Annotated in this window: 23 protein-coding genes; 9 read left to right on the top strand and 14 right to left on the bottom strand. The window is 64.2% G+C overall.

The window, feature by feature from the left end; all coding sequences use genetic code 11:
* Positions 1–86 precede the first annotated feature (86 nt).
* Positions 87–3,875 carry a DNA polymerase III subunit alpha gene (gene dnaE / locus B5F33_RS05485; RefSeq protein WP_087410793.1) on the top strand — a complete coding sequence of 1,263 codons (3,789 nt, stop codon included), beginning with the start codon at positions 87–89 and terminating at the stop codon, positions 3,873–3,875.
* A gap of 130 nt (positions 3,876–4,005) precedes the next feature.
* Positions 4,006–4,833 carry a biotin--[acetyl-CoA-carboxylase] ligase gene (locus B5F33_RS05480; RefSeq protein WP_087410792.1) on the top strand — a complete coding sequence of 276 codons (828 nt, stop codon included), beginning with the start codon at positions 4,006–4,008 and terminating at the stop codon, positions 4,831–4,833.
* Between the two features lie 72 nt (positions 4,834–4,905).
* Here the strand turns inward: B5F33_RS05480 and B5F33_RS05475 are convergent, their stop codons facing one another.
* The 5 genes from B5F33_RS05475 to B5F33_RS05450 form a co-directional block, all read right to left on the bottom strand.
* Complete coding sequence (locus tag B5F33_RS05475) at positions 4,906–5,535, bottom strand: helix-turn-helix transcriptional regulator (protein ID WP_087410791.1); 630 nt, start codon at positions 5,533–5,535, stop codon at positions 4,906–4,908.
* A gap of 272 nt (positions 5,536–5,807) precedes the next feature.
* Positions 5,808–6,569, bottom strand: a complete 762-nt coding sequence (locus tag B5F33_RS05470; protein ID WP_087410790.1) for an ABC transporter permease — start codon at positions 6,567–6,569, stop codon at positions 5,808–5,810.
* A gap of 1 nt (position 6,570) precedes the next feature.
* Complete coding sequence (locus B5F33_RS05465) at positions 6,571–7,416, bottom strand: ABC transporter ATP-binding protein (protein WP_087410789.1); 846 nt, start codon at positions 7,414–7,416, stop codon at positions 6,571–6,573.
* 213 nt (positions 7,417–7,629) lie between these two features.
* Entirely contained in the window at positions 7,630–7,842 is a 213-nt protein-coding gene (locus B5F33_RS05455; protein ID WP_087410787.1) for a hypothetical protein, read from the bottom strand.
* 806 nt (positions 7,843–8,648) lie between these two features.
* Positions 8,649–9,569 (bottom strand): LytTR family transcriptional regulator DNA-binding domain-containing protein, encoded by a 921-nt coding sequence (locus B5F33_RS05450; protein WP_087410786.1) that lies wholly within the window; start codon positions 9,567–9,569, stop codon positions 8,649–8,651.
* Between the two features lie 62 nt (positions 9,570–9,631).
* Here B5F33_RS05450 and B5F33_RS05445 point away from each other — a divergent pair, with 62 nt between their 5' ends.
* Both B5F33_RS05445 and B5F33_RS05440 read left to right on the top strand, forming a co-directional pair.
* Positions 9,632–10,393, top strand: a complete 762-nt coding sequence (locus B5F33_RS05445) for a hypothetical protein (RefSeq protein ID WP_087410785.1) — start codon at positions 9,632–9,634, stop codon at positions 10,391–10,393.
* Positions 10,394–10,446: 53 nt separating this feature from the next.
* Positions 10,447–11,826, top strand: a complete 1,380-nt coding sequence (locus B5F33_RS05440; protein ID WP_204214415.1) for a M18 family aminopeptidase — start codon at positions 10,447–10,449, stop codon at positions 11,824–11,826.
* A 124-nt stretch (positions 11,827–11,950) separates the two neighbouring features.
* Here B5F33_RS05440 and B5F33_RS05435 read toward each other — a convergent pair whose 3' ends face one another.
* The 3 genes from B5F33_RS05435 to B5F33_RS05425 all read right to left on the bottom strand — a co-directional run bounded on the left by B5F33_RS05435 (position 11,951) and on the right by B5F33_RS05425 (position 15,649).
* Positions 11,951–13,234: an ABC transporter ATP-binding protein gene (locus tag B5F33_RS05435; protein WP_204214413.1), complete on the bottom strand. Its 1,284-nt coding sequence runs from the start codon at positions 13,232–13,234 to the stop codon at positions 11,951–11,953.
* Positions 13,231–14,241 carry an iron ABC transporter permease gene (locus B5F33_RS05430; protein ID WP_239284846.1) on the bottom strand — a complete coding sequence of 337 codons (1,011 nt, stop codon included), beginning with the start codon at positions 14,239–14,241 and terminating at the stop codon, positions 13,231–13,233. Before B5F33_RS05430 ends, B5F33_RS05435 begins: the two co-directional genes overlap by 4 nt.
* A gap of 109 nt (positions 14,242–14,350) precedes the next feature.
* Positions 14,351–15,649, bottom strand: a complete 1,299-nt coding sequence (locus B5F33_RS05425) for an ABC transporter substrate-binding protein (protein WP_087410783.1) — start codon at positions 15,647–15,649, stop codon at positions 14,351–14,353.
* 498 nt (positions 15,650–16,147) lie between these two features.
* Between B5F33_RS05425 and B5F33_RS05420 the strand changes: the two genes are divergently transcribed.
* The 4 genes from B5F33_RS05420 to B5F33_RS05405 all read left to right on the top strand — a co-directional run bounded on the left by B5F33_RS05420 (position 16,148) and on the right by B5F33_RS05405 (position 19,699).
* Positions 16,148–16,567, top strand: coding sequence for a flavodoxin (locus B5F33_RS05420; protein WP_087410782.1), 420 nt, complete (start codon positions 16,148–16,150; stop codon positions 16,565–16,567).
* A gap of 123 nt (positions 16,568–16,690) precedes the next feature.
* The gene (locus B5F33_RS05415; RefSeq protein ID WP_087410781.1) at positions 16,691–17,374 is read left to right on the top strand and encodes a GNAT family N-acetyltransferase; all 684 of its coding nucleotides are present in this window, start codon (positions 16,691–16,693) and stop codon (positions 17,372–17,374) included.
* 108 nt (positions 17,375–17,482) lie between these two features.
* Positions 17,483–18,025: a phosphatase PAP2 family protein gene (locus tag B5F33_RS05410; protein WP_158095313.1), complete on the top strand. Its 543-nt coding sequence runs from the start codon at positions 17,483–17,485 to the stop codon at positions 18,023–18,025.
* Positions 18,026–18,268: 243 nt separating this feature from the next.
* A complete protein-coding gene (locus B5F33_RS05405) occupies positions 18,269–19,699 on the top strand; it encodes an MDR family MFS transporter (RefSeq protein ID WP_204214411.1) in 1,431 nt (476 codons plus the stop codon).
* Here the strand turns inward: B5F33_RS05405 and B5F33_RS05400 are convergent.
* The 6 genes from B5F33_RS05400 to B5F33_RS05375 form a co-directional block, all read right to left on the bottom strand.
* The gene (locus B5F33_RS05400; RefSeq protein WP_087410779.1) at positions 19,696–21,222 is read right to left on the bottom strand and encodes a HAMP domain-containing sensor histidine kinase; all 1,527 of its coding nucleotides are present in this window, start codon (positions 21,220–21,222) and stop codon (positions 19,696–19,698) included. The genes B5F33_RS05405 and B5F33_RS05400 overlap by 4 nt on opposite strands.
* The gene (locus B5F33_RS05395) at positions 21,210–21,872 is read right to left on the bottom strand and encodes a response regulator transcription factor (RefSeq protein ID WP_087410778.1); all 663 of its coding nucleotides are present in this window, start codon (positions 21,870–21,872) and stop codon (positions 21,210–21,212) included. Before B5F33_RS05395 ends, B5F33_RS05400 begins: the two co-directional genes overlap by 13 nt.
* 64 nt (positions 21,873–21,936) lie before the next feature.
* Complete coding sequence (locus B5F33_RS10815; protein WP_143757948.1) at positions 21,937–22,542, bottom strand: hypothetical protein; 606 nt, start codon at positions 22,540–22,542, stop codon at positions 21,937–21,939.
* Positions 22,535–23,368, bottom strand: a complete 834-nt coding sequence (locus B5F33_RS05385) for an ABC transporter permease (RefSeq protein WP_087410776.1) — start codon at positions 23,366–23,368, stop codon at positions 22,535–22,537. Before B5F33_RS05385 ends, B5F33_RS10815 begins: the two co-directional genes overlap by 8 nt.
* Positions 23,368–24,198: a hypothetical protein gene (locus B5F33_RS05380; RefSeq protein WP_239284844.1), complete on the bottom strand. Its 831-nt coding sequence runs from the start codon at positions 24,196–24,198 to the stop codon at positions 23,368–23,370. The genes B5F33_RS05385 and B5F33_RS05380 overlap by 1 nt, the downstream gene beginning before the upstream one ends.
* Positions 24,195–24,923: a lantibiotic protection ABC transporter ATP-binding protein gene (locus tag B5F33_RS05375; RefSeq protein ID WP_087410775.1), complete on the bottom strand. Its 729-nt coding sequence runs from the start codon at positions 24,921–24,923 to the stop codon at positions 24,195–24,197. The genes B5F33_RS05380 and B5F33_RS05375 overlap by 4 nt, the downstream gene beginning before the upstream one ends.
* 216 nt (positions 24,924–25,139) lie before the next feature.
* Here B5F33_RS05375 and B5F33_RS05370 point away from each other — a divergent pair, with 216 nt between their 5' ends.
* Positions 25,140–25,610: a zinc ribbon domain-containing protein gene (locus tag B5F33_RS05370; protein ID WP_087410774.1), complete on the top strand. Its 471-nt coding sequence runs from the start codon at positions 25,140–25,142 to the stop codon at positions 25,608–25,610.
* Positions 25,611–25,914 lie beyond the last annotated feature (304 nt).

Raw genomic sequence — 25,914 nt, 5'->3', positions numbered from 1 at the left:
GGACCCGACGGGCGGCGCCGTGGCGTGTCCGGTCGCTGCGGTAGAATGCTCCCAGCACACAACGACTGGCAAGGAGCATCTCGCCTATGGCCTTCGTCCATCTGCATAATCACTCCGAGTACTCCATGCTCGACGGCGCCACCCGCGTTTCGGACATGGTGAGCCGCGCTGTCGAGCTTGGCATGCCGGCGGTTGCCTTGACCGACCACGGCTACATGTACGGCATCCCCGAGCTGGGCCTTGCCTGCGACGCCGCCAACGCCGCCGCGCCGGATTTCAAACAGTGGAAGCACGACAAGGTCGCCTTCGCCGAAGGTGATTTCGGCGAGGCACCCGAGGGCGAGAAGGCCCGCGCCCAGTGGGAGCGCGACCGTGCCGTCTGGGACGCGGAGGGGTCGCTCGACAACGCCAAGCCCGCTCCGGTGATCAAGCCCATCTTCGGCTGCGAGGTTTATTTTACGCCGGACGAGACCCTCTCCCGCGACCACAAGCCCGAGCTCTATCACATGATTCTCATCGCCCGCAACCATACGGGCTACGTCAACCTCATGCAGACGGTCTCCGAGGCCGCCGTGCAGGGCTTCTACTACAAGCCGCGTGTCACCCTCGACAACCTGCGTCGCCACCGCGAGGGACTCATCGCCTCCTCGGCGTGCCTGTCGGGCATCGTGATGAAGAACCTCGACAACGGCAACCCCGCCGAGGCGCTCAAGTGGGCCGAGACCTTCCGTGACCTTTTCGAGCCTGGCAACTTCTACATCGAGATTCAGGAGCACGGCATCACGACCGAGCACGGCAATACCGAGGAGCAGATCAACCGTCAGCTCATCGATATCGCCAAGCAGGTGGGCGTGAAGGTGATCGCCACCAACGACTTCCACTACCTCACGCGCGACGACGCCCCGGTGCAGGACATCATGATGTGTATCGGCATGAACGCCAAGGTCGACGACCCCAACCGCATGCGCATGACGGGCACCGAGTTCTACATGAAGACCGAGCAGGAGATGCGCTCGCTTTTCCCATACTGCCCGGAGGCCTGCGACAACACGCTCGAGATCGCCGAGAAGTGCGACGTGCAGCTTGAGTGGGGAAAGATCATCCTCCCGCGCTACCCGTTGCTCGATCCCGGCGAGACGCACGAGAGCCAGTTCCGCCGCGAATGCGAGGAAGGCCTGGCAAAGCGCTATGGCGCCGATTGGGAGACCAAGGTCGTAAACGGCATCTCCGTCAAAGACCGTTTCGAGTTTGAGTACAAGGTCATCTGCGACAAGGGCTTTGCCGCGTACTTCCTCATCGTGGCCGAGTACGTGCGCTGGGCCAAGCAGAACGGCATCGGCGTGGGCCCGGGCCGTGGCTCGGCGGCCGGTGCCATCGTCGCGTACGCCATGGACATCACCACTTTCGACCCGCTCGAGAACGGCCTCATGTTCGAGCGATTCCTCTCGCCCGAGCGTACCGAGATGCCCGATATCGATATGGACTTCGACGATGAGCGGCGCCTGGAGGTGGTGGAGCACGTCCGCCAGCTCTACGGCCCCGAGAAGGTCACGCACGTCATCACCTACTCGACCATCAAGGCCAAACAGGCCATCAACGACGCCGCGCGCGTGCTCGACTATCCCGTCTACATGGGACAGCGCCTCTCCAAGATGATCTCGAGTGACCCCAAGGTCAAGCTCAAGCAGGTGCTCAACAAGATCGACGGGCACGAGGAGAACTTCAACCCCGACTTCGCCGAGGCCTACGCCAAAGATCCCGACGCCCGCCGCATCATCGACGCGGCGCTCTCGATCGAGGGCCTCACGCGCGGCGAGGGCGTTCACGCGTGCGCCGTGCTCATCTGCCGCGACCCGGTGAACGAGCACGTGCCCACCAAGCTCGACACCAAGGGCGGCGTGGAGATCACCCAGTACGAAGGCCATACGGTCGCCGACATGGGCCTGCTTAAAATGGACTTCCTGGGCCTGCGTACGCTCACGGTCATCTCCAAGGCCAAGGCCAACATCAAGGCCAACTACGGCATCGACATCGATGTGGACAAGATTCCCTTCGACGACCCGGAAATCTTCAAGCTCATGCAGGGCGGCCACACCGCCGGCGTCTTCCAGGTCGAGTCCGCGGGCATGACGGCCACCATCAAGAACATGAAGCCCACCGAGTACAAGCACGTGGTCGCTCTGATTGCTCTATACCGCCCGGGCCCGCTCGGCGCCGGCATGGTTACGAGCTATATCAACCGTATGAACGGCAAAGAGCCCGCCGTCTCGTACGACCCGCGCCTCGACGACATCCTGGGCGAGACCTACGGCACCATGGTCTACCAGGAGCAGGTTATGAACATCTCGGTCGAGATGTGCGGCTTTAGCAAGGGCGAGTCGGACAGCCGAATCCGCAAGCCGGTGGCAAAGAAGAAGATCAAGATGCTCACCGAGCAGGTCTTCAGCTGGGAGGATGGCCACGAGGAGACCATCTACGACCACTGGATGAACGGCGCCGAGCGCAACGGCTACAAGCGCGAGACCGCCCAGCGCATCTGGGACGACGTTCTTGAGTTCGCCTCCTATGCGTTCAACAAGTCGCATTCGGCCGGTTACGCCATTCTCGTTATGCAGACCGCCTGGCTCAAGGCACACTATCCGCATGAGTACATGGCGGCCGTGCTTACCTCCTACACGGGTAAGACCGAGAAGATCACCCACTACGTAAGCGCATGTCGCCACGACGGCATCCCCGTGCTGCCGCCAGACGTCAACGAGTCCGGCAAGGAGTTCACGGCAACCTCCGAGGGCGTGCGCTTCGGCCTTGCCGGCATCCGCGGCGTGGGCGAAGGCGTGGCGCAGGCGATCATCGACGAGCGTGAGCGCGGCGGCGCGTTCAAGAACCTGCATGATTTCGTGGACCGCGTGGACTCGTCCCAGGCGAACCGTCGCGTCATCGAGGCCCTTATCAAGGCAGGCGCCTTCGACTCCACGGGGTATCCGCGGCGCCAGCTCATGGGATTTGTGGACAAGAACAACCCCGAGAACATCATCGATGCCGCGGCGCGTCGCCAGAAGGACCGTGCGAGCGGACAGACCTCGTTCTTCGACATCTTTGGCGACGTCGAGGGGTCGGGCTTCGAGGTCGTGGTGCCCGAGCCCGACGGCCAGGAGTGGGACCGTCACATGAAGCTCTCGTTCGAGCGCGACGTGCTGGGCATCTACGTCTCCGACCACCCGCTGCGCCCCTACGAGTACGCGCTCGGCAAGGCGCGCGAGTTCTCGCTTTCGCAGATCGATACCGGCTACGAGGTCATGGTGCCCGGCGGCGGCACCCAGAACCAGGCCATCCCCGAGAACAAGCCGTTCTGGTTTGCCGGCATGGTGGCCGAGGTCTCCAAGCGTGTCACCAAAAACGGCGATCCCATGGCCATCGTCCGTCTGGAGGATATGGAAGGCGAGGCGACGGTCGTCATTTTTCCGAAGGTCTACAAGAGCTGCGAGAACTTCCTGTACGGCGAGACCGACCCCGAGACGGGCGCCGTGCTCTCGGACGCGTTCATCCGTGTGCGCGGCAAGGTCGAGCGAAGCGACCGCGGCGATCAGATCATTGCGCAGGAGGTCGTGGCGCTCGAGCTGTCCGAAGAGAACAACCGTCCCAAGGTGTTCGAGATCATGATTCCCAGCTCGCGCTTTAGCCAGGGCAACATGGCGCGTCTGGCCACCGTGCTCTCCACGAACCCCGGCGGCGACCGCGTAGAGCTCTTCATCGAGCAGAGCGACGGGCAGACCATGCGCGCCGAGATTCCTGCGCGCGTGAACGCCCGGTCCGTCCCGCTGATCGCCGAGACGAAAGCCATCGTGGGCAACAAGGGGCGCGTGACGGTCATCTAACGCATGAGCACATCGCCCGACCAGGAGCGCCACTCGCCGGAAGCGAGGGGAGAGCCTGGCCGGGCGGGAGTACAATGCGCGGTATATCGTCAACATATGCCACCGTCGGTGGAGAACGGAGTGGGTCGTCATGGCAGCGCTCGAGATGGATGCGTTGGGCAAGATCGAGGTTCTTGACGAGGTTGGCTCCACCAATGACGAACTCATGGCCCGTGCCCGCGCCGGAGCGCCGCACGGCGCTGCCCTGCGCGCCCGGTCACAGGTTGCGGGCAAGGGGCGGCGTACGCATCAGTGGTCGTCGCCGACGGGCGGACTCTACATGTCGGTCCTTGTGGTGCCTGAGGTTCCCGACCGCCTGCTGCCGGGGCTGCCGGTCGCCTGCGGCATAGGCGTCGCGCATACGCTGTACCACTTGGGATGCAAGAGCGTGCGCCTCAAGTGGCCGAACGATATCGTGGTCGATGAAGGCAAGCTCGGCGGCATCCTGGTCGAGGTCAGTCGCTCCTCTGGGCGCACCGTCGCCGTCTGCGGGCTGGGCATCAACTACCGCACCCCGCGGATCGAGCATCCTACGGACGGGTCGCTGCCGGTGGTAGGCCTTATGCGCTGTCTGCCCGACGGCGCCATGCTGCCCGAGATCGACGAGCTGGCCGAATGTCTCCGCGAAGGCATCCTCGTCTCGGTCGAGGAGTGGACCGAGCGGGCGCTCGCCGCTGGAAGCGATGCCCTGCCGCTCACGGGCCTCATCGACACCTATCATCAGTTCCTGGCCTATATCGAGCAGCCCGTCGTGGTCTTTTCGCCTGAGGGGTCAATGTATGAGATTCATGAGTCCGGGATTCTGCGCGGCGTCGACGGTTGGGGCCGCGCTCGCGTAGAGACCGAGCCGGGCAAGATCGAGTACTTCGATGCCTCCCAGGTCTCGATTCGCCTGAAGCAGGATGCCGGCGAGCAGTAGCCCCAGAGGCTGCCGGGCCGGCATCTCTGTGGCATCGGGCGGATGCTGCCTCCAGGCGAACGCGTGGCAAGCTTAGCCGAACAGCGTATCTACAATCGACGCTATGTTGTAGCCAACGAACCCGCCGATAGCGGCGGCGATGAGTGCGGTGCCGGTGGCGCGGATGAACCTCATCCATCGGGGAATCATGCGCTCGCGACGGCTGCGCTCGGTGGTGCGGTCGATGGGCTCGCCTTTCGAAAAGGCGAGGATTTCCTGGTAGGTCACCACGTCGTTGCGCTTTTTGATGCGCTCGACCCAGACCGCGGCAAACATTGCGATGCCCCACAGTACCAAGGCAAGTACAACGGTGGGCACCGTCTGCTCGAGGCTCCAGTCCCACACGCAGAGCTGTACTGCCATCCAGACCACAGCAAGCACCTCAAGTACAAGAAATGCAAGCATCGTCCCGGTGAGGCACAGCATAAGGTTGGCATCGTTGTGAACGGTTTCGGCCATGGTTTCCACATCTCCCTTGATGAGGTCGTCTGTGGACACACCGAACACGTTTGAGAGGAGCAGCAGGCTTTGGACGTCGGGGTAGGTCTTGTCGTTTTCCCACGACGATATGGTCTGACGCGAGACATAGATCCGCGCGGCGAGGTCGTCTTGCGACATGCCTGTCTCTGCGCGGTGCTCTTTGATACGCTTCCCGATTTCCATGTGCTGCTGTGTTCCTTTCGACGGTCCGGTGTGCCCCTGTCAAGGTGCACCATGGCACGGCGCGCTTCAGCCTACCATCAAGAGGACCTGACAGCCGCCCCCACCTTGCCAGAGCGCCGCGTCAAATGTTCTTGACGCGGCGGATACCTGCGGAAATGATTCAGCCATACGTGTTTGGATGCTCTTCTGGCGTGGGGCGTCTGATGGCCTATCGCGTGCCGGCGCGCGATCTTCGACGGGCTTTCGCGTGCCGGGATGCCTGCTTTTGCATCCTAGTTATCGCGGGAGACGCGCTTGAAGAGCGCGGCGAACAGCACGCATCCCACGACGATCCAGGCGCCTGTCACCGCGAGCGGTGCGATCGCCTCTGCGCTCATGAGCGCACCGTCGACTGCAAGGCCCATGAGGTCGTAGATGCCGCCGAGGGGCGAGAGGCTGGTTATGCGTGCCAGGCCTTCGTCGGCCATGCCAAACATGGGGACGAGCGCGGCAAGCACGACGGGCACGCTGAAGAAGCCGGCGGTCATCTGGTCGCGGCAGGCCAGCCCCAGCACCAGTGAAACCAGCACGACGGGCAGCGACCCCACAATGCCCAACACCATATAGGGCGCCAGCCAGGCGACGTTTCCGCCCGCCACGAAGAAGCAGGCAAGGTTGACGACGGCGATTGCGGCAACCGATACGACGCACTTCGATGCGGCCACCTCGCCAGCGCTCACGTTGGCAAGCATGAGGGTGCGCAGCGTGTGCTTTTCTTTCTCCTCGGCGATGCCGTAGATCATGATCATGGAGCCGATCATTCCGATGGTCATACACAGGGCGGCCCCCAGCGTGAACTTGATGATCTCGCGTCCGGCAAGCACCGCCTGTGCGGCATCGAGGCCCGCGTCGGCCGTGGCGTCGCCGATGACCACGCGATAGAGCGCCATAAAACCGATGGGCATGAGGCACACGACGGCCATGGCGGGATTCTTGAAGAGGTCGGTGGCATCTTTGGCAACAAGCGCCCCGATCTTTCGCAGCGATGCGTTCATGTTAGAACTCCCGTCCGGTCAGCTCGAGGAAGACCTCCTCGAGATCGGGTTCGTCAGAGTGGATGGAGAGGACTTCGCCCTGTGCCAGCAGCTTGTGCACCGTGTCGGCTCCGGCGGCGTCCTTGGTGGTTTCAACTGTTCCCTGCGTTCGCGTCTCGATGACGATTCGATTGCGCGCGAACCTCAGTGTAAGGGAAGCCGGCCGGTCGCAGGCTGCGATACGCCCTTCGTTGAGGATCGCGATACGGTCGCAGACGTTTTCGGCCTCGGCCATGTCGTGAGTGGTAATGAAGATCGTGGTTCCCGCGCTCTTGAGTTCGGCGAGCATACGGTGCACTTCGGCGCGGGCCGCCGGATCCAGGCCGCTGGTGGGCTCGTCGAGAAACAGGAGCTCGGGGCTGTGGATGAGGGCCGCAAGGAGTGCGGCGCGCTGCCGCATGCCCTTGGAGCAGTCTTTCACCAGCGTCGAGCGGTCTTGGATGAGGTTCACGCGCGCAAGCAGACGCTCGACGTCTCCCGCTCCACGTCCGCGAAGCTTTGCGTAGAACCGCAGGTTCTCTTCGATAGACATACGCTCATAGAGGGAGCTTGTGTCCGAGAGGATGCCGATGCGGTCGTAGTCGGCATCGCAGGCGTGTTCCAAGGGTCGTCCGAAGAGGGTAATGCGTCCGGCGTCGCGCACAAGCTGGCGGGTGAGCAGCTTGATCGTAGTGGTCTTGCCCGCCCCTGACGGTCCCAAAAAGCCAAAGGTCTCGCTGCGGGGGATGGAAAAGGTGAGGCCGTCGAGCACGCGCTTGGACCCAAAGGAGAGCGTGACGCCTTCCATGGAAAGGATGGTGCTAGACATTGCGATCAGTCCCGTCTGTGCGCGTTGCGCTGCTGGCTTCGGAGCGCGTGCGGGCGCAGCTGGCGTTTGTGCGACTGCGGCGGGTGCGACCGATGCCGGCGCGGGCGCATCGGGCGCTCCCGTGGTCGTCACGTTTCTTCGGGGAATCCGAGAAGACCCCTGCGGCAAAGCAGCAGGCGATGATGATTGCTCCCATGAGTGCGGGTTCCATGGCTAGCACACCTCCTGTCCCTGCTCGGTGCGTGCGGCGGCCTCAAGGGCCTTCACGCGGCGGTCCAGCTTGGCGGCTTGGTAGCCCAACCCCATGGCAAGAAGTACGGTCGCGACGGCGAGCACGAACAAGAGCATGGAGAGCTGCTCCAAGCTGAGGGGTGCATTGGGGCCGAGGATGTCGGTCGCGATTTGGGCGATGCGCTGTTCGGTCATGATGTTCCTTTCGTTAGGCGGCGGGGCCGCTGCTGTTGGGCACAGCTGCATCATTGCCGAGCACGGTGCGTTTTACCAGGCAAGTTGCGTATCAGGAGCACTTGGTCCGACGAAAGGAGCAATACGGGGTACGACAGGAGCAGGCCGCATCGGGCTGGTACAAGCCCGGTCCCGCTACGGCGGTGCGAACGAATGGTCTTTGGGGCTGTCTTCGCGGCCGCAGCCGCGCTCGCCCGCCACATGCTGATGCATCGTCAACGCTCAGTAATGTTCCAGAATCGGCATCGATTCTGAAGAAAAACTGAGCTTCGGCGAAAAAGGCTGTCGCCGAGGCTCAGTTTTTCTTCGAGTGGCGTGCCGCAGCGGCGCGGGCGGTGGAATGGGGCAGCCGACCGGCCGCGCTCGGTATGGAACGACCGACCTGGCATGGAACAATCGACCCCTCGCGCTCGGCAGGGAACGACCGGCTACACATAGAACGGCCGCACACGGTCTGCGAGGCCCCGAGGGCGCGCCTATCACCGACCTCAAGAGAAACTCGTTTCGGTTTTATGCAGTTAATTTGCGACTCGCCGAGTAGACCGCCTTCTTGGCCCTTTGAATCCAGGTGTTTTGTCAGCGAAATCGGCCGTCTACTCGAGGATTCCCGAACTAACTGCATAAAACCGAAACGAGTTTTTCAGGTTGCCTTCGAAACGACGATTTCAATCGATTTGTCGTGCCGCCGCGCCCATCCGGCAGCCGCAGGCGCGTGTCGCAGCGTCCGTCCACCCGCCACAGCTACCGCCGACTGGCGCCGTCGCTCGCTATTTCCAGCCGTAGCGAACGCGCATCTCTTCGGCGCGCCCTTTTGCAAGCGGAATCGAGGTCTGGGCGGCGTCCGACAGCGTGAGGTTGAAGCTGTTGCGGGTAAAGCGCTCGACCTTTGCCACCTTCTGCACGTTTACGATGTAGGAGCGATGACAACGGAAGAAGCCAAAGCGCTCAAGCTCCTCGGTCAGCTCGTCGAGCGTCATCGAGACCGGATAGAGCTCGCCACGCACCGAGGCGAAGTTCTGGCGGTTTACGCTTTCAATAAAGTCGACCTCGCGCGGATCGAACAGAAGCGTCGCGTCGCCGGAGCGCGCGGGGACCTTGAACACGCGCACCTCATCGCCTGCGTACTCAACGTCTTCTTCTACATCCCCCAGCGCGGTCTTGGCGGGGAGGTATCGGCCTTCTTCCTCGTAATAGGCACAGCCCGGCATGAGGAGCGCTTCGCGCAGGGGCTCTCCACAGGTAATCACTGTGCCGCCCGCCTCTGCGATTTGCCCAAGCCATGTGAGCACCACCGTGCGCGTGGCAGGCGTGACGTCGGCGAGGGGGTGCTCGCAGAAAACCACCTCGGGCTCGAAGAGGCTCATGCGGGCAAAGTTTACGAGCGCGCGCTGCTCGGGGGTGAGCTTCTTGAGCTGGGTCTTAGCGACGTGCCGGAGGTCAAAGTGGGCAATCGCTTCCTCGGGTGTCACGTTGCCCCCGGCAATACGGGAAAAGAGTCGCAGGTACGAGCGGACGGTATCCCGGTCGAAGCCGCGGTCTGTTTCCAGGAAGAACGCACAGCGCCTGCCGGCATAGCGCTCGTGAACCAGGCGTGCCGCGCGGTCTACGGCCTCTCGTCCGCACTCGATATGAACGCTTGCGCCTTCTTCGTGGCCGAGCAGCTCCTCGATGGAGTCGTATCCTGCCATGGGTTTGCCCTTTCTTGTCCTGTGCGCCGTGGCTCTACAGTATATCGAGTACTATGGGGTCCATGAACAGACACACTGCCTCACATATCGGCGCGCTTGTTGCGCACGACCTGTACGATGCCCTGCGCAATCCGACCATGCTCATGATGCTCGCCGCCTGCATGGCGATCGCGGCGTTCTTTGGCTTTATCGCCCAGGCCGGCACGCGCTTCGATGCGGGCGAGGCACCGGCCTTCCTCATGGCGTCGATGCTTGCCTGCGCTCCATCGTTTGCGGGCTGCACGCTCTCGCTTTACGTGATGAGCGAGGAACGCGAGCGCGGCGCGTACGTCACGCTCGTCGAGGCAGGGGTATCCATGGGGTGCATTGCCGCATCGAAACTGGTCTCGGCGCTGGTGGCGACATGTGCGGTCGAGCTGGCGATGGTTGTTGCGATGGGGCCGGGGCAGGTGGATCCGACTGTCCTGGCCGCGTTTCTTGCCCTGAGCGTCGTGGCGTCACTGCCCGTACTTCTTTTGGGCGTGAGTGCCGGCCTCGTCGCCAGCGAGCAGATGGCGTCGAGCGCGCTGTCGGTGGTTGTCATGGCCGTGGCGGTGTCGCCGCTGCTGTCCTTCATGTCCGAGCATATCTATGCGTTTACGTGGTTTTTGCCTATGGGTCCGGCGGTGGGTCTCATTCGCCACGCCTGCGACATCGCGGCCATAGGGTCTCCCGCGCTGCTCGGCGGGCTGGCATTTGCATGGACGGTCGGCTTTGCTGTGCTTACGGTTGCCTGCTGCCGACGCGCCGCCCGCGTGGTCGAGGCCGAGGTCATGCGACGATAGGTACCGTCTATGTTGGGTATCATGGGGCAGACCAACGTTGGAAGGCGGTTCCCATGACCCAAATAACGAGTGACGATGCCACGCGCGAGCACGTGTCGATAACCGACGCCGATGTCGAGGCGGCCCACGGGCTGCTCGAGTTCATTCAGGCGTGTCCAAGCATGTTCCACACCGCGCAAACGATCGCGCGCCGGCTTGACGATGCGGGGTTCACGCGCCTGCGCGAGGGCGACGCTTGGTCCGTCGAGCCCGGCTCTTGCTGCTACGTGGTGCGCAACAACTCGAGTGTCATCGCTTTCAAGGTGGGGGAGGGCGCAACCGACTCCGGTCGTTTTCATTTCCAGCTGTCTGCCACCCACGGCGATTCCCCGACCTTCAAGGTCAAAGACGTCGCCACGCTCGACGGGCCCGAGGGCGGCCTGCGACTCAACGTCGAGGCCTATGGCGGCATGATCGACTACACCTGGTTCGATCGCCCGCTCTCGCTGGCGGGGCGCGTGTTCGTGCAGGTGGACGAGCGGGTAGAGAGCCGGCTGGTCTCGCTCGACCGTCCTGTTGCCATGATTCCCAGCCTGGCGATTCACCTCGACCGAAGCATGAACGACGCCTTTTCGCCCAACCGTGCGACCGACGTATGCCCGCTCGTCTCTGCCGGCCTCATGGACGAGGCGACCTTCGACCGGCTGGTTGCCGACGCGGCCGGCGTCGAGCCCGAGCAGGTGCTCGCGCGCGATCTCTTCCTGGTGAACCTACAGCAGCCGTGCGTGTGGGGCGCGGAGCACGAGTTCATCTCGTCGCCCAAGCTCGACGACCTCATGTGCGCCTACGTGTCTCTCGAGGCGTTCCTTGAGGCGCGCAACACGGCGGCGGTGAGTGTGTATTGCTGCTTTGACAACGAGGAGGTCGGGTCCAACACCAAGCAGGGCGCCATGTCCACCTTCCTGCCGGACGTGCTGGTGCGCCTGAGCGCCGCGCTGGGCGCGGGCGAAGAGGGGTATCGCCGTGCGCTGGCAAAGTCCATGCTGGTGAGCTGCGACAACGCCCATGCGGTGCATCCCAACCACCCGGAACGCTACGATGCGTCGAACCGCTGCAGGCTGAACGGCGGCCTCGTGGTGAAAGAGGCGGCAAACCAGCATTACTGCACCGACGCCTTCAGCCGCGCCGTCCTTGCCGCGGTGTGTCGCCGCGCCGAGGTTCCGCTGCAGACCTTCGCCAACCGCAGCGACATGGCGGGCGGCTCGACCTTGGGCAACCTCTCCAACATCCAGGCGAGCATGCATGCGGTTGACGTGGGATGCCCTCAGCTTGCCATGCACTCTTCCTATGAGACGGCCGGTACGCGTGACGTGACGCTCGCGACAAAGGCCCTGAAAGCGTTCTTCGAAGCCGACCTGCGCATCGTCGAGGCCGATGCTGTCGATATCGCATAACGACCGGGACCGATACAGATTCTTGGGCATCGTTTGGCATCTGTTGCCGAGCGATGCGCTCATGACACGTGCGGCCCGCAGCGCGACGACACGAGGGTGGTCGCGGTGCGGGCCGCACGTCCTGTTAGTCGTTTGAGGCGGTGCGGCCCAGCTTGAGCACACGGCCCAGCTGCTCGATGTCTCGCACAACGGGGATGCCGGCGTCGCGTGCGGCGTCGAGCAGCTCGGCATTGCGGGCGTTGAGGGCGCCAAACGACTCGAGGGGGCAGATGACGGCGCGACAGCTCCGAAGCGCGTCCGCGGCGCGGCGCAAGGCATCCTCTCCAACAGGCTCGAAGTCATCCTCGAACACGCTTTTGACGGCAAGGTGGGATGCCAGCAGGCCGTCGATGTCATGTCGATGCAGGACGCCGGCGGCAAAGGGGATGCCTTGCCGCTGCAGCGCGCGGAAGATGGTGGCGCCGGCACCTCCTCCGGCGATAACGAAGACCTGCGGCTCGCCCTCGGGCCGGGCAAGCTCGACGCCGCCAAAGAACGGGTCGTAGCTTGTGGAATCCAGGTCGTATAGGACGGGGATCACGTCGCTGGTAAAGACCTCGTCCGGCGTGCCTTGGAACATGATGTGCCCGTCGCGCACGCATGCGATGCGGTCCGCGGCCTTCTGTGCCAGGTCGATCTCGTGGAGGGACGCCAGCACCGCCATGCCGCGCTCGCGCGCCCAGGCACGCAGCAGCTGCAGCATGTCGACCTGCGAGCGAATGTCCAGATACGATGTGGGCTCATCCAGCAGCAGCACGCGGGGCTCCTGGCAGAGGGCCCGTGCGATAAGGGCGCGCTGGCGCTGGCCGTCGCTCATGTGCGCAAAGTCGCGGTCTCGCAGCGCCCAGGTGTCGGTGGCCTCCATAGCCTCCCGGACGCGCCGGTGGTCCTCATCGCTCAAAATGCCGAGGCTTCCGGTGTAGGGGTGACGGCCTGCCTCGACAATATCTTGGCAAGTGAGGAGATCGGTGCGCGGGCGGTCGGTGAACAGCGCCGCCATGGTGCGGGCGCGTTCTGTGCCGGTCAGCGATGCGAGCTCATGGCCGAAGAGCTCAACCGACCCCGCAAGCGGTCGCAGCTGTCCGGCGACGGTGTGCAGGATGGTGGTCTTGCCGCTGCCGTTTGGCCCGATCAGGGCGACGACCTCGCCGGGGTCGACTACAAGGTCGATGTCGCTCACCAGGGCGCGGGCGCCGTGGCCCACCGCCAGTCCTCGAAGCTCAAGGGCGTGGGCTGCGCCGATATCGCCTTGGTCATGTGTGGCTTGGCCGTCGGGGCACGCCGCCGCGGTCGCGCGCATGCCAAGGCCCGCCTGCGCACCCGCCGCGGTTCGCACGTCGCTCTGGGTATCGTAGGGTCGCTCGCTCATCGGTACCCCTTTCGCCGCAGCATGAGGGCAATGACCACCGGCGCGCCAAAGACGGCGGTGACGGCGCTCACCGAGAGCTCCACCGGAGAGAACAGCATGCGGGCCAGCAGGTCGCAGCCGCAGCAGAAGACGGAGCCCGCGAGAAAGCAGGCGGGGGTCACGACGAGCGGTCGCGAGGAGCCCACTGCCAGCCGCGCCAGGTGCGGCGCCGCAATGCCCACGAACGAAATGGGTCCCGCAAACGCCGTCACGCACGCCGAGAGCAGGCTCGACACGAGTACGATGAGAATCCGCAGCCTGCGCACGTCGACACCGACGCTCTGTGCATAGGTTTCGCCCAGCTGATAGGCCCCCAGCGGTTTGGAGAGGGCGAAGACCACGACCGACATGACCGCCACGGCGATGACTATCACCGCGAGGTCCGACCACGATGCACCCGAGAAGCTTCCCTGGGTCCAGCTTTGCAGGTTGACGATATCCTGGTCGTCGGCGAAGGCGATAAGGAAGTTGGTCGCCGCCGAGCAGACGTATCCCACCATGATGCCGGCGATGATGAGCATGCTCTGCGTTCGCACGCGCCGCGCAAGCAGCAGCACGATGCCCATGGTCGCAAGCGATCCCACGAGGGCTGCCGCAACCGATCCCCATGGTGTCAGGATATTGCTGCTGCCCAGCAGGGCGATCATGACGAGCGCGACCGCCATACGCGCGCCCGACGATATGCCCAAGACATAGGGGTCGGCGATGGGATTGTTGAAGAAGGTCTGCAGCAAGAACCCGGAAAGCGACAGCGCCCCGCCCAGAATCGCCGAGGTCAGGACGCGCGGCAGCCGGATCTGCCAGATCACCTGGGAGAGCGTGGCGTCGGTGGGGCCGCTCAAAATCGCGCCGAGCACCTCGGCCGGCGTCGCGCCCACGCTGCCCAGGCAGACGCTGAGCGCCATGAGTGCGACCAAAACGATGGCAAGGGCGACGTCAACCACCAGGACGCGAGTGTGGCGCGACAAGCCGCCTCGCCGCGCTTTTGTCGCCGCGCTTCCTTGCGGGTCAGCTGCCGGCCGCAGTTGTCCAGCGTCCGGCTTGCTTCTGTGCCTTGCTCGTGCCGAACCGGGCATCTCAGCCGAGCCTCCAGATGAAGCCCGCGCTCTCGCCGGTGCCCTCGAGTGCCGCCCGGATATCGCCCAAAATCTCGTCCATGTCGGTCATGCGCTGGTACATGTGCTCGTCGCAGGCGTAGACCGCGCCTTGCTGGACGGCCTTGAAGTCGGCGAGCAGGGCGTTTTTCGCCACCAGGTCGTCCAGCGAGGTCACGCTGGCATCGACGGTGGTGTTGTAGATGATCACGTCGGCATCTTTGGCGCCGGCATAAAACGCCTCCATGTCGATGACCGCCTGCACTGAGGACGACCCGTCGTTTTCCTCTGTGGGGTCAAAGCTTATGAGCGTGCCGCCGCCCAGCTCAATCATCTGCGAGAAGTAATCGGTCGAGCGGCGCGTGACCGCTGCGCCGTCGTCGTTGATGTAGAAAAATGCGACCGTCTTGCCCGTGGGCTCCTGCGAGGCGACCGCCTCGACACGCTCGGCGATGCGCTCGAAGCTTGTCTCGGCCTCGGTCTCGCGTCCGAAGAGCACGCCCATGAGCTTGAGCCACTCCAGGCGCCCAAGCGCTTCGGGCTCGCTGCTGGATTGCTCGGTGAGCACGGTGACGCCCAGGTCCTGCAGCTTCTGTTTGATGTCGGGCGCATGGTTGATCTTGGTGTTCTCGATGGCAAGGGTGCAGCCGCGCTCCGCCACGAGCTCGAAGTCGGGGCTGCTGTATTTGCCGCCGTATGCCACGCTTCCCGCCTGGATTGCCTGGGTGAGGTCCTCGACGGGGCTGTCGTCGGCGGTCACCGAGGACACGGTCACTGCGTCGAGCGCGCCGATTTCGTCCAGAAGGCAGATCATGCCGGTGGAAACCAGGTAGACGCTCGTTAAAGGCTGACGGACCAGGGCGATGTCCTCGGCAAGGCCGTCGGGGTCGTCTTTGCCCTCGGGGACAACCAGGAAGCGCTCGCCGTTCGAGATGCAGGCGAGCTGATAGCCGCCGTCGTAGCGGTCGACGGTGAAGTTTTGAGCGTAGTCAAGGGCGAACGACTCGGTGGGCTCCCAGCCGCATCCCAGATCTGTGTTGCGAAAGCTCGGTTGCTTCGTATTGCTCTGGGAACTGGATGTGGCGCTGCCCGCCGCCGTTGACGTGGAGCCTGCCTTCGACCCTGCGGGGGAGGTAGCAGGGGAGCAGGCAGCAAGAGGCAGGCTAAAGGCGGCAGCAAGGATGCCGGCGCACAGTCCGCGCCGTCCCATCAGCAGGGGGTGCGGGCTCGCGGTCATATCGCGGTCACCGGTGGTGCCGCGGAACATGGTAAACGGCAACATAGAGGTCCTTTCAAAAAACGGGGGGCCTGCATGGGGCGAAGCCGGGGCAATCGCGCCTCAGCGCAGACTCGCTCTCTATGATACGTGCAGTCGATTGCTGCAGGGTGGACGCTCCACCGCAATCCCCGACTTTCCGACATTCGTGTCGACGCGGCTTGGGCGCGCTCGGCTCTCGCCTGCTGAGTTGAGGCTCACTATAAGTTACCTCTCTGAAACTTTTGCAAAACGTCTTGTACTACGTCTGAAGTTCTACTAGGTTAACTTTTGGTGGACAGTAGCCGGGTGCGTCATATGTGCGGCACAAGGAATGGGGGATTACGGGTCAACCGCTTTCGCGAAGCCGGTTTGCCGAGGCGGCGGCGCGCGGTCATACCGCGACCTCCTTGTTCGCCATCTGACCGACGAGCGCATCGTGCGCGGGCGAAGGTGCAGCGGCTGTCCCTACGATCGGGTTTCCCGTCTTGCGCAAAGCGAGACACGAAGAGAAAGGAACGTCATATGAGCAAGGTCGCAGTCGTGTACTGGAGTGGCACGGGTAATACCGAGGCGATGGCGGAGTTCGTCGCCGAGGGCGTTAGCGAAGCGGGTGGAGAGGCCGACGTCATCCAGGTGTCCGACTTCTCTGCCTCGAATTTGGACGACTACGATGCGTTTGCATTCGGCTGCCCGGCCATGGGTTCGGAGGAGCTTGAGAGCGATGAGTTCGAACCTGTTTGGGACGAGATCGAGCCGGAGCTGCCTGGACGTAAGGTTGCTCTGTTTGGAAGCTACGATTGGGCGGACGGCGAATGGATGGACCTGTGGCGTGAGCGCGCCGAAGCTGCAGGCATCACGGTAGGCGACACGGTCATTGCCAAAGACTATCCCGATGAGGTTGCCGCAGGCGCCTGTCGGTCGCTAGGCGCTGCCCTCGTGTAGACGCGTTTCATGCTTCGCGCGAAGGAAGCATGATGCGGGCTGACCGCCCGCCCATGCGCGCCGTATCCGTCGTAATGGTGTCCTATACTGGCTGAACAATGCAGTCGATAGGGGAGATGGCGCATGACGGCACAGGATTGGCCTCACGTGGTTCTTGCAACCGAACGGCTCGTTCTTCGTCCGTGGCGCGACGAGGATGCCGAGGCGTTGTACGAGCTGGCACGTGACCCGCGGGTGGGAAGCGCCGCTGGATGGCCACCTCATGCAAGTGTGGCGGAGAGCCGGCAAACGATTCGCGATGTCTTGTCGACGCCATATACGTTCGCGATGTTTGAGCGCGTGGCGGATGAGGATGCCGCGGCAATCAACGCGAGTGCTGCGCGAGCTTGCGATGTGCCGGTGAGCAACGTGCGCGAAGAGGCGGCGCCCGCGTCGGACGTATCGTCAGCCGTCCAGGAAGCCGCGTCCCAGGTGTCTGCCACGGCAGGGCGGCTCGTCGGATGCATCGGGCTTACCGCCGTGAGGCATGTGGACGCAGACGACGTGTTGGAGATGGAACTCGGCTATTGGTTGGGCGTGCCGTTTTGGGGCAAGGGATATATGACCGAGGCCGCGCGCGAGCTGGTGCGTTTTGGCTTCGACGACCTGGGACTTTCGACCATATGGGCCTGCTATTTCGATGGGAATGAGCGGTCAAAGCACGTCATGGAGCGTCTGGGCATGACGTATCATCACGTTCAGGACTGTAAAGAGAGAACCGGTGGGGCACACGATCTGGAGCATGTCATGGTGCTGCGCCGCCCCTAGACTTGCTTGTCCCTGCAACCCAACATGCGCACCGCGGGGTGCGGGCGCACCATGGGGGTCGCGCGAGAGCGTCTTCGACGAGGGGATCTTCGACGAGAGGGGAGGCGTATGGACGGGCTTGAGCTAGCGCTGCTTCATGGTATCCAGACCGTGCGGTCTGTGGGGCTCGACGCGTTCATGGTCGCTGTAAGCTCCCTCGCAAACGGCGGCTTGGTATGGATCGTGCTCGGCCTAGCCTTGCTGCCGCACCGCCGTACGCGTCCGGTGGGCGTTGCAGTCCTGCTTGCCCTGGTTGCAAGCGAGCTCGTATGCGATCTCCTGCTCAAAAACATCGTCATGCGCCCGCGACCCTGCATGATCGACCAGAGCGTCGACATGCTTGTTGCCTGCCCGACCAGCTGGTCGTTTCCTTCGGGGCATGCCGCGCGGGCGTTCGCCGCGGCGGCAGCCCTGGCATCGGCGTTGCCTAAGGGCTGGCGGCGTGCGTCACTTCCCGCATTTGCCTTTGCTGTTCTGGTCGGCTTCTCTCGCCTCTACCTGTTTGTGCATTTTCCCACGGATGTTCTTGTCGGCGCGCTCATCGGAGCCGTTCTGGGCCTGCTTGCTGCGCGCGCGGCGCAGGCGCTATTTGGGCTGGCACGCAAGGCGTGAATGCGCGGGTCTGGGTGTCTCGGCAGGGCTGCATCGGCGCTGCCGGGCTCTACGCCCGGCCCATGCCGGCGCTCAGGAACATAAACAAACCGAGGCAATTTGTTTATAAATCGTGATGATACTTAGGTACCCATGAGATATTGGCTATAGTACCCACCCGGAAAAACGGAAGCATGCCCGCGCCGGCCCCCGAAGTCGTTGCGCTGGGTGTTGCAACAACGTTACCGATGGGAGCTGATTATCTTGGCCGCTTCTACCTCTGCTGTGGTGGACACCCGTCAGCGGGCGCTCATCTTCATCAACATCGTGGTGACCTGCATTGCGTCCTCAATGCTTTCGACGGCTTTGACGACGGCGCTGCCGCCCATCATGTCCGAGCTCTCGCTCGATGCTTCGACGGGGCAGTGGCTCACCAGTGGCTATTCGCTTGCCATGGGCATCATGATGCCGCTCACTGCCTTTCTCATCACGCGGTTTCCCACACGTCGTCTCTACCTTACGGCGCTTGGTACGTTTATCGCGGGCTCGGTGCTCTGCGTGATTGCCCCGGGTTTCGAGATCATGATGGTCGGCCGCGTCGCCCAAGCACTCGGTGGAGGCGCGCTCACCTCCATGGCACAGGTCATCATCCTTACCATTTTCCCGACCGAGCAGCGCGGACAGGCGATGGGATGGTACGGTCTCTCGGTTGGCGCGGCGCCGGTCGTGGCGCCCACGCTCGCCGGCATCCTGGTGGATTCGGTGGGGTGGAGGTGGATCTTCTACCTGGCAATTCTCATCATGGCGTTGTCGTTCATGCTTGCGCTGCGCGTGTTTGGCAACGTGCTCGAGACCAAGCGCAAGCAGTTCGACATCGTCTCGTTCGTGCTGAGCATCTTCGCGTTTGGGGGCGTCACGCTGGGTGTAGGCAACATCTCGAGCCTTGGTCTTGGCAACGTGCAGACGCTGGTTCCCCTTGGGGTGGGAGCGGTCGCCGCCGTCATCTTTGTGTGGCGTCAGCTGCATATGGACGAGCCGTTCCTTGAGCTTCGCATTCTGCGACAGCGCGACTATGCGCTCTCGGTAATAGGCAGCATGCTGCTCTATCTGGTTATGATGGGTTCCTCGGTGCTTATGCCGCTGTATGTCCAGAACATCCTGGGCGAGAGCGCCACCGTGTCCGGCTTGGTCACATTGCCCGGCTCGCTTGCCATGGCCATCGTGAGCCCGTTTGCCGGACGTATCTACGACGCGCTGGGCATGAAGCGCCTTTTTGTCGCGGGCGCAGCCTTCATGCTTGTCAGCAACATAGGTATGACCTGCGTGAATCTTGAGACCAGTGTGGCCGTGGCCGCCGCGTTCAACGCCGTGCGCTGCGTCGCGATCGGTTGCCTCATGATGCCTCTGGTCACCTGGGGAACAAGTCGCATCGGGCTCGACCTGACCGCCCACGGAACCGCGCTGCTCACGTCGCTGCGCACCATTGCGGGCGCCATCGGTTCGGCGGTGTTCGTAGGCGTAATGACGAGCGTCGCCGCTGGAGTCGAGGCGGGCGCGGAGTCACAGGCGGCAGCCTCTATGCAGGGCTTTTCCATCGCCTTCATGGCGATGTCCGTCGTGACGGCGGTGCTGCTGTTCATAGCGGTGTTCCTGGTTCGCGGCAAGCGCGCTCGTCGCACGGGGACGTGTCGCTAGCGGTCGCTGCCGCCCTGCGTCTTGCTGTCTCCGGCCGCACGGGGAACACGTATGGTGACACGCGCCCCTAGGACGTCTCCGTTTGCGTCGCGGCGGTTTTCCAAGCCAAGCGATCCGCCGTGTGTTCGAAGCGTCTGGGCCGCGGCGAAAAGCCCTATGCCATAATGGCCGTCTCCGCCGCGCGCGCTGTCATCGCGGAAGAAGCGCTCACAGCCGTGCTCGAGCGCCGCCGGCGTGAAGCCGGGACCGTTGTCATCCACGACGAGGACGAGCTCGCGTGCATCCATGTGCGCGGACAACTTCACCGAGGTGCGCGCGTGGTCGCAGGCGTTCGAGACCACGTTTGCAACGGCGCGCTCCAGCGCGGGCGCGTCAGCCAGGATTGTGGCGCTTGCTAGCGTCGGGTCAACAGCGGCGCGAAACGATATGCCGGCCGCACGCGCAAGTCCGGCCGCCTCGTCCTGCACGTTGCGAATAAAGGCAGCGACGTCGACGGCCTCGCGCCCCAGGGGCTCCGCGTCGCCGCGGGAAGCCTCGATCAAGAGGTGGATGTAGGCATCGAGGCGCGTGGCTCCGCGGGCTATGTCGTTTGCCGCCGCAACAAGGTCTACGAGCTCCTTGGAGGCGGGCAGCGCGGCGGCCTCCTCGGCCACAAACTCGGCGTTTGCGCGCACGATGGTGAGCGGCGTCTTAAGGTCGTGCGCAAGGGCCGCCACCTGCTCGCGCTGAGCTCGCTCGGCCTGGAAGCGCGCCTCGAGCGACGCTTTGAGCTCGATGCGCATGCGGTCCATGGCCAAAAGGACGTCGTCGACCTGGCGGACGTTGCTTGTGCCTACGGGCTGATCGAGGTCCTGGTGGGCTATGGCGTCTGCGGCGGCGGTGAGCGGCGCCATCTTGCGGGTGAGCACGCGGCTAGCGCGGTGGGCGACGGCCGCAATCACCAGGATGCTCGTCGCGCTGCCGGCGACAAGCAGCAGGTCCTGGGGATTAGGCAGGGCGTCGCGCAGGGCGCGGTCGGCAAACTGGGGCAAATAGCTGCAGACCAAGATGCAAGCCGTTCCGTCGTCCAGCGCAAACGCCGTATAGGTCGTGCCGTTGCCGCCGCCAAAGACCGCGGGTTCGGCGGGGTAGACTGCGTCCTCCGATGCGTCGCGGCCTGCAAGCTCGGCCCGCACGGCTGCAAGGGCGTCTGCCCGCTGCGTGGCGGACAGGTCGCCTTCCACAACATTGCCCGCAGCGTCCAAGTGAAGGTACCGGTAGGCGGTCGGGATGGTCTGCGCGTCAAAAGAGGTCTTGTCCTGCAGGCTCCGAGCCACCTCGGCGGCATGGGCCGGACCGAAGTTGGCGGGATACACGAAACCGAGGTTCATGGAGACCGAGAACGCGGCGAACAGAACGAGCCACGTCGCGGCAAGGCCGACAACGATATAGGCGAAGTACCGGGCGATTACCAGCGCAAGCGGCATGCGCCACCGGCTCGCACGGCTGCGAGAGGCTGTGTCGCACGAATCTAGAGCTGCCATTTATATCCCATTCCCCAGACTGTCGCGATGGGGTCTGCCCCTGCCGTGGCGAGCTTCTTGCGAGCGCGGCTCACGTGCATGGAGACCGCCGCTTCATCAGCCTCGCGTTCCCAGCCAAAGGCCGCCTCAAGGATTTGCGAGCGCGAAAGCACCTGGCCGCGCCGGCGCGCCAGGAGCTCGCAGATGGCGTATTCGGAGGGCGTGAGGGCCACGACCGTGCCATTTACAAGCAGCTGGCGCGCGCCGAGGTCGATGCGCACGTTCCCAAACGAGAGTGCGTGGGTGTGGGCGCGCCGCTCGCGTCGCAGATGCGCCTGCACCTTCGCGCGCAGCTCGGCGGCCCCAAACGGCTTGCGAATGTAGTCGTCTGCCCCCATGCCGTAGCCTGTGACGGCGTCGTCTTCGGCGACCTTCGCCGTGAGGAAGAGGATGGGGCCGTCGAAGCGCGGGCGAATCTGACGCACCAGCTCGAAGCCGTCGATTCCCGGCATCATGACGTCGCAGAGCATGAGGTCGAAGCGCCCCAGGTCGAGCGAGGTGACCGTTAGGGGGTCCGTGACGGCGGTAACGTCGTGGCCGTCGCGCTTGAGGATGCGCGCGAGCGTGTCTAGGATCGCCTGCTCATCGTCGACGGCAAGGATGTGCGCCATGACCTTTGTCTCCTTTCCGGCTGCGTCTGTGCGTATGCCTCCTGGCATCATAGCGGTCCCGACGCTAGTGCGGGGCGTCAGTGTCATCGAGGGCGTCGAGCGCTGCCTGGGGCACCTCTGCGTCCTCGACCGTTTGGTAATGCGCACCCGATGCCCCCTGCGCGTCGATTTCGAGCCAGCCCGTGCCCGCTGCCTTGCGTCCAAAGAAGATGACCGTGAGCGTGCGCAGATCGCCGCGTTCCGTTGCGGCCTCGACGCGATAGACGTAGTTGGTTCCCGCTCCCGTGGCGTCGCCATACGACTCGACAAAGGAGTCGGGCGCGGGGGCGGGCGCCCACATGGTCACCTGGGGGCTCGTGAGCCGGTCGAGCACCGACTGAGCTGCGTATCCCCAGGCTCCGCACCCGGAGAGGGTGGTCGTGCATACAAGAGCGGCTACGAGGGCGCAGATCGTGAGTGCTCGACGGCGTGCCGGGCGGAGCGTGCGGGGTGCGTCGGCTGTGTGGGGCACCCGGGGCATGCGGCGTGCACGGGGTGTGCGGGCTGCGCGGGCAGTGCCGGCTGTATGGGGCTCCCGGCGTATGTGGGGCGTGCGGAACGCGTCGGCCCCGCGCCACGCCGTACCGGGTGTGTCGGTCACGTTGGTTGCGCGACGTGTGTCGTCAGTCATGGCTACTCCCATCTTCGAAGCGGTCGAACCAGATCACCAGTGCGATAGTGCTTACGACCACAACGATGAGGGCCGTGGCAGCAAGCGTGAGGTAGGAGCCCTGAATGGCGGAGAGCAAGGCGCCGCCGGCGTGTTCCGCCGCGATGCCGGCTTCGATGCCAAGCGATCCCAGGCGCGCCGGCCAGGAGAAGGGAATCCATCCAAGGACGCCCGCAGGCGCGGCTCCGGTGAGCTCGCCGGTCATAAGGCCATGGGCAAGGCCTCCCACCGAGAAGAACGCGATGACGAGCCCCGCGGCGCCGACGGCTATGGAGGCGTTGCGTCCCCATCTGAGGGAGAGGGCGACCATAAGCACATAGAATGGGGCGCTTCCCACGGCAAGGCCGCCCAGGGCGGCGACGAGGTGGGCCGGTCCGAGTACAAGCCTTCCTGTGGCGGCAAGCACGGTGCAGAAGATGCCAAGGGCAAGGGCCAGCGCGCCTGTTCCCATGATCCAGAGGACTGCCGCTTTGGCGGTGATTGCGATGCGGCGTGAAGGTACGGCGACGAGGTTTGCTAAGCGGCCCGCGCGGCGTTCCTCGTCCAGGGCGAGCCCGCAGACGATGCCTGCCATAAGCGGCATCATGGCACCGAGGAATTGCACGTAGGCGTCGACGCCCATGTTCGGATCCCAGGGCGCGACGGAGAAATAGGCTCCGCAGGCAAGGCCAGCGGCAATCGCGCAGACAAGGTGCACGGGTAGCAGGGCGGAGCGGACGAGCCGCCGTACCTCAGAGCCCAGCGCGCGGGGCATATTCATGGCTGCAGGCGACATCATTGCAACCATCACCGCCCCTCCGATCGCGAGAACCAGGCGGCTCCGAGTGCGGTGAGAAGCACAAACGCACCTGCGCACACAACAAGGCCGAAGGCGATGATTGCTCCTCCCTGGGCAAGTGCCCCGCCCAGCGCGACATCTGCTCCAAAGGGCTCGCCGCTCGGCAGCACAGGGATGAACGCCGTGGGTATGACCATGGTCGCCGACGGCGGGAAGAGCTGCGGCAGTGGGATGAGCGACCAGGCAAAGCCTCCTGCGAGCTGGATGGCGAGCGGCGCGAAAATGCCGGCGAGCATGCCGGCTCGCACGGTGAGGAAAAGTCCCGCAGGAATCATCCACGAGCAGGTGAGGGTGTTGACGCCTGCGCAGGCAAGCATGGTGAGCGTGCCTGCCGGCGTGATGCCCTGCGCCGAGAACGCCGAGCCTGCAAGATAGACCAAAAAGACGACAAGATTGGAGAGCGCGCTCAACGCGAGGCACAGGAGCGCCTTGGCCCACCAGGAGTGGGCGGGCGGAGTGCCCTGTCCCAGCACAGAGCGCATACCCAGGCGTGCGTCCGCCTGGGCGACGCATGCGGCGATTAGCGCCGAGGCGACCGGCATGAAGAGCGCGTACCAATAGTTCCAGGCCGAGAAGGACTGGTAACCGTGGTATGGCATGGCGCCGAGCAACGGCATCGGCAGCGCCAGGCCGATGGCGAGGCGGAGCGGGGCGGCATGCCGGAACTTGCGGGCCTCGGCGCGAAGCGTCGCGATAAAGCCTGGACGCGCGTTCGGCGCAGGACGTCCGGACGGCTCAGCGGCCGTCGGGTTGAGATGGGTCGCGACTGAGTTCGTCATGCTGCCCACCCCCTCTTGCCGGCGCGGCTCGTTCGGCAGACATCCATAAACAGCCGTTCGAGGTCGTCGCCGGGACGCAGCTCGTCCTCGTAGGCAAGGCGTCCGTCTGTGATGATGCCAATGCGGTCCGCCATCTGCTGGACCTCGGAGAGAATGTGGCTCGACACGAGCACCGTGATGCCCTGGGCGGGAAAGTCCCGTATCAGGTCGCGGAGTTCCTCGATGCCGATCGGGTCGAGGCCGTTGGTGGGTTCGTCCAAGATGAGCAGCCGCGGGTGTGCGAGCAGCGCGAGGGCGATTCCCAGGCGCTGGCGCATGCCCATGGAGAACCTGCCGGCCCGCTTCTTGCCGGCGCTCGTCAGGTCGACGATCTCGAGGACCTCGTCGATGCGCTGCTCGGGCAGCCCGAGCAGTGTGGTGCGCACGCGCAGGTTCTCTCGCGCCGAAAGGTTGGGGTAGACGGGTGCCTCCTCTATGAGCGAGCCGATCTCGTAGAGGTCGTCGCGCCGCCAGGGGTGCCCGTCGAACACGATGTCCCCGGAGCTTGGGCGAAGCATGCCGCAGATCATCTTCAAGGTGGTCGACTTACCCGCACCGTTCGGCCCGAGCAGACCGTAGACGCGCTGCCGCTCGACGTGGAGGCAAACGTCCTCGACGGCGGTCTGCGTGTCGTGTCCGCGGCCGAACCGCTTGGTGAGTGCTCGCGTCTGGAGTATGCAGTCCATCGGAATCCTTTCCAGTCGTGTGGTTCCTACGCCTTCAAGGATGGATGCCGTCTCTAACGAATCCCTAACGGCGGCGAAAAAAGTGATCCCGCCTGCGATGAGCCGCCAGGGTGCCGCCACGCAACGGGCTGTTGCTTGCGGCTGCCTGTGGGCCGGGGGATACTGTGGTCAGCGGTGACCGCCGACCTGCAACGAGCCGACGAGAAGGGAATCGTCATGGCAATCAAAGACGTGCTGCCCCGCTTGCGCAACGAACGCGGGCTTACCCAGGAGGACCTGGCGAGCAGGCTCTTCATTACCCGTCAGGCGGTGAGCCGCTGGGAATGCGGCGAGACGACGCCGGGAATCGACATGACCAAGCTCATAGCCCGTGAGCTCGATGTCCCGGTGACGGAACTGCTTGAGATGCCCGACCACTACTGCCAGAGCTGCGGCATGATGTTCACGGGGCCCGATCAGCATGGGCACGAAGCGAACGGCGCCGAGGTCGCCGACCTCTGCCGCTGGTGCTACGACGACGGGGCCTGGGTGGAGGACATCTCGATGGAGGACATGATCGAGGACTGCGCGCCACGGATGGCTGAGGCCGTGGGCTGGTCTGTCGACGAATGCGCCTCACTGATGGGCGCCGTGCTGCCTACGCTCAGACGTTGGCGCGACGACGCGGCGGAGGACGCCTTCAAGTAGCTACGTGATGTTGAGGACGTGGGGAAGCGTGCTGGAACGGAGGCAATCATGGACTTGTCTCGTATCGATGCCGTGCTGCCTTCGCAGCCGGGCGCATCCGAAGGCCCCTGCGCGTGTCTGATAATGGCACTGCTGTCTGCGTTCGAGCTCGCGTTCAGCGATACCCTGACCGACACCACGAGCGGACTCTCGGCTGTGTGGCCTTCTTCGCGCCGATTCTCTCGTTGCCGGCAAGCTGAACGGGCAACACGGCCGCCCCCCGGCCTCGGCGAGGCGTTTCTGAGCCGAGGTGGACAAATAATCG

It is taken from the genome of Collinsella sp. An2 (assembly GCF_002160065.1).
GTDB lineage: Bacteria > Actinomycetota > Coriobacteriia > Coriobacteriales > Coriobacteriaceae > Limicola.
Note: the sequence above shows the minus strand (reverse complement) of the source record. Positions and strands in the feature narration are given on the sequence as shown.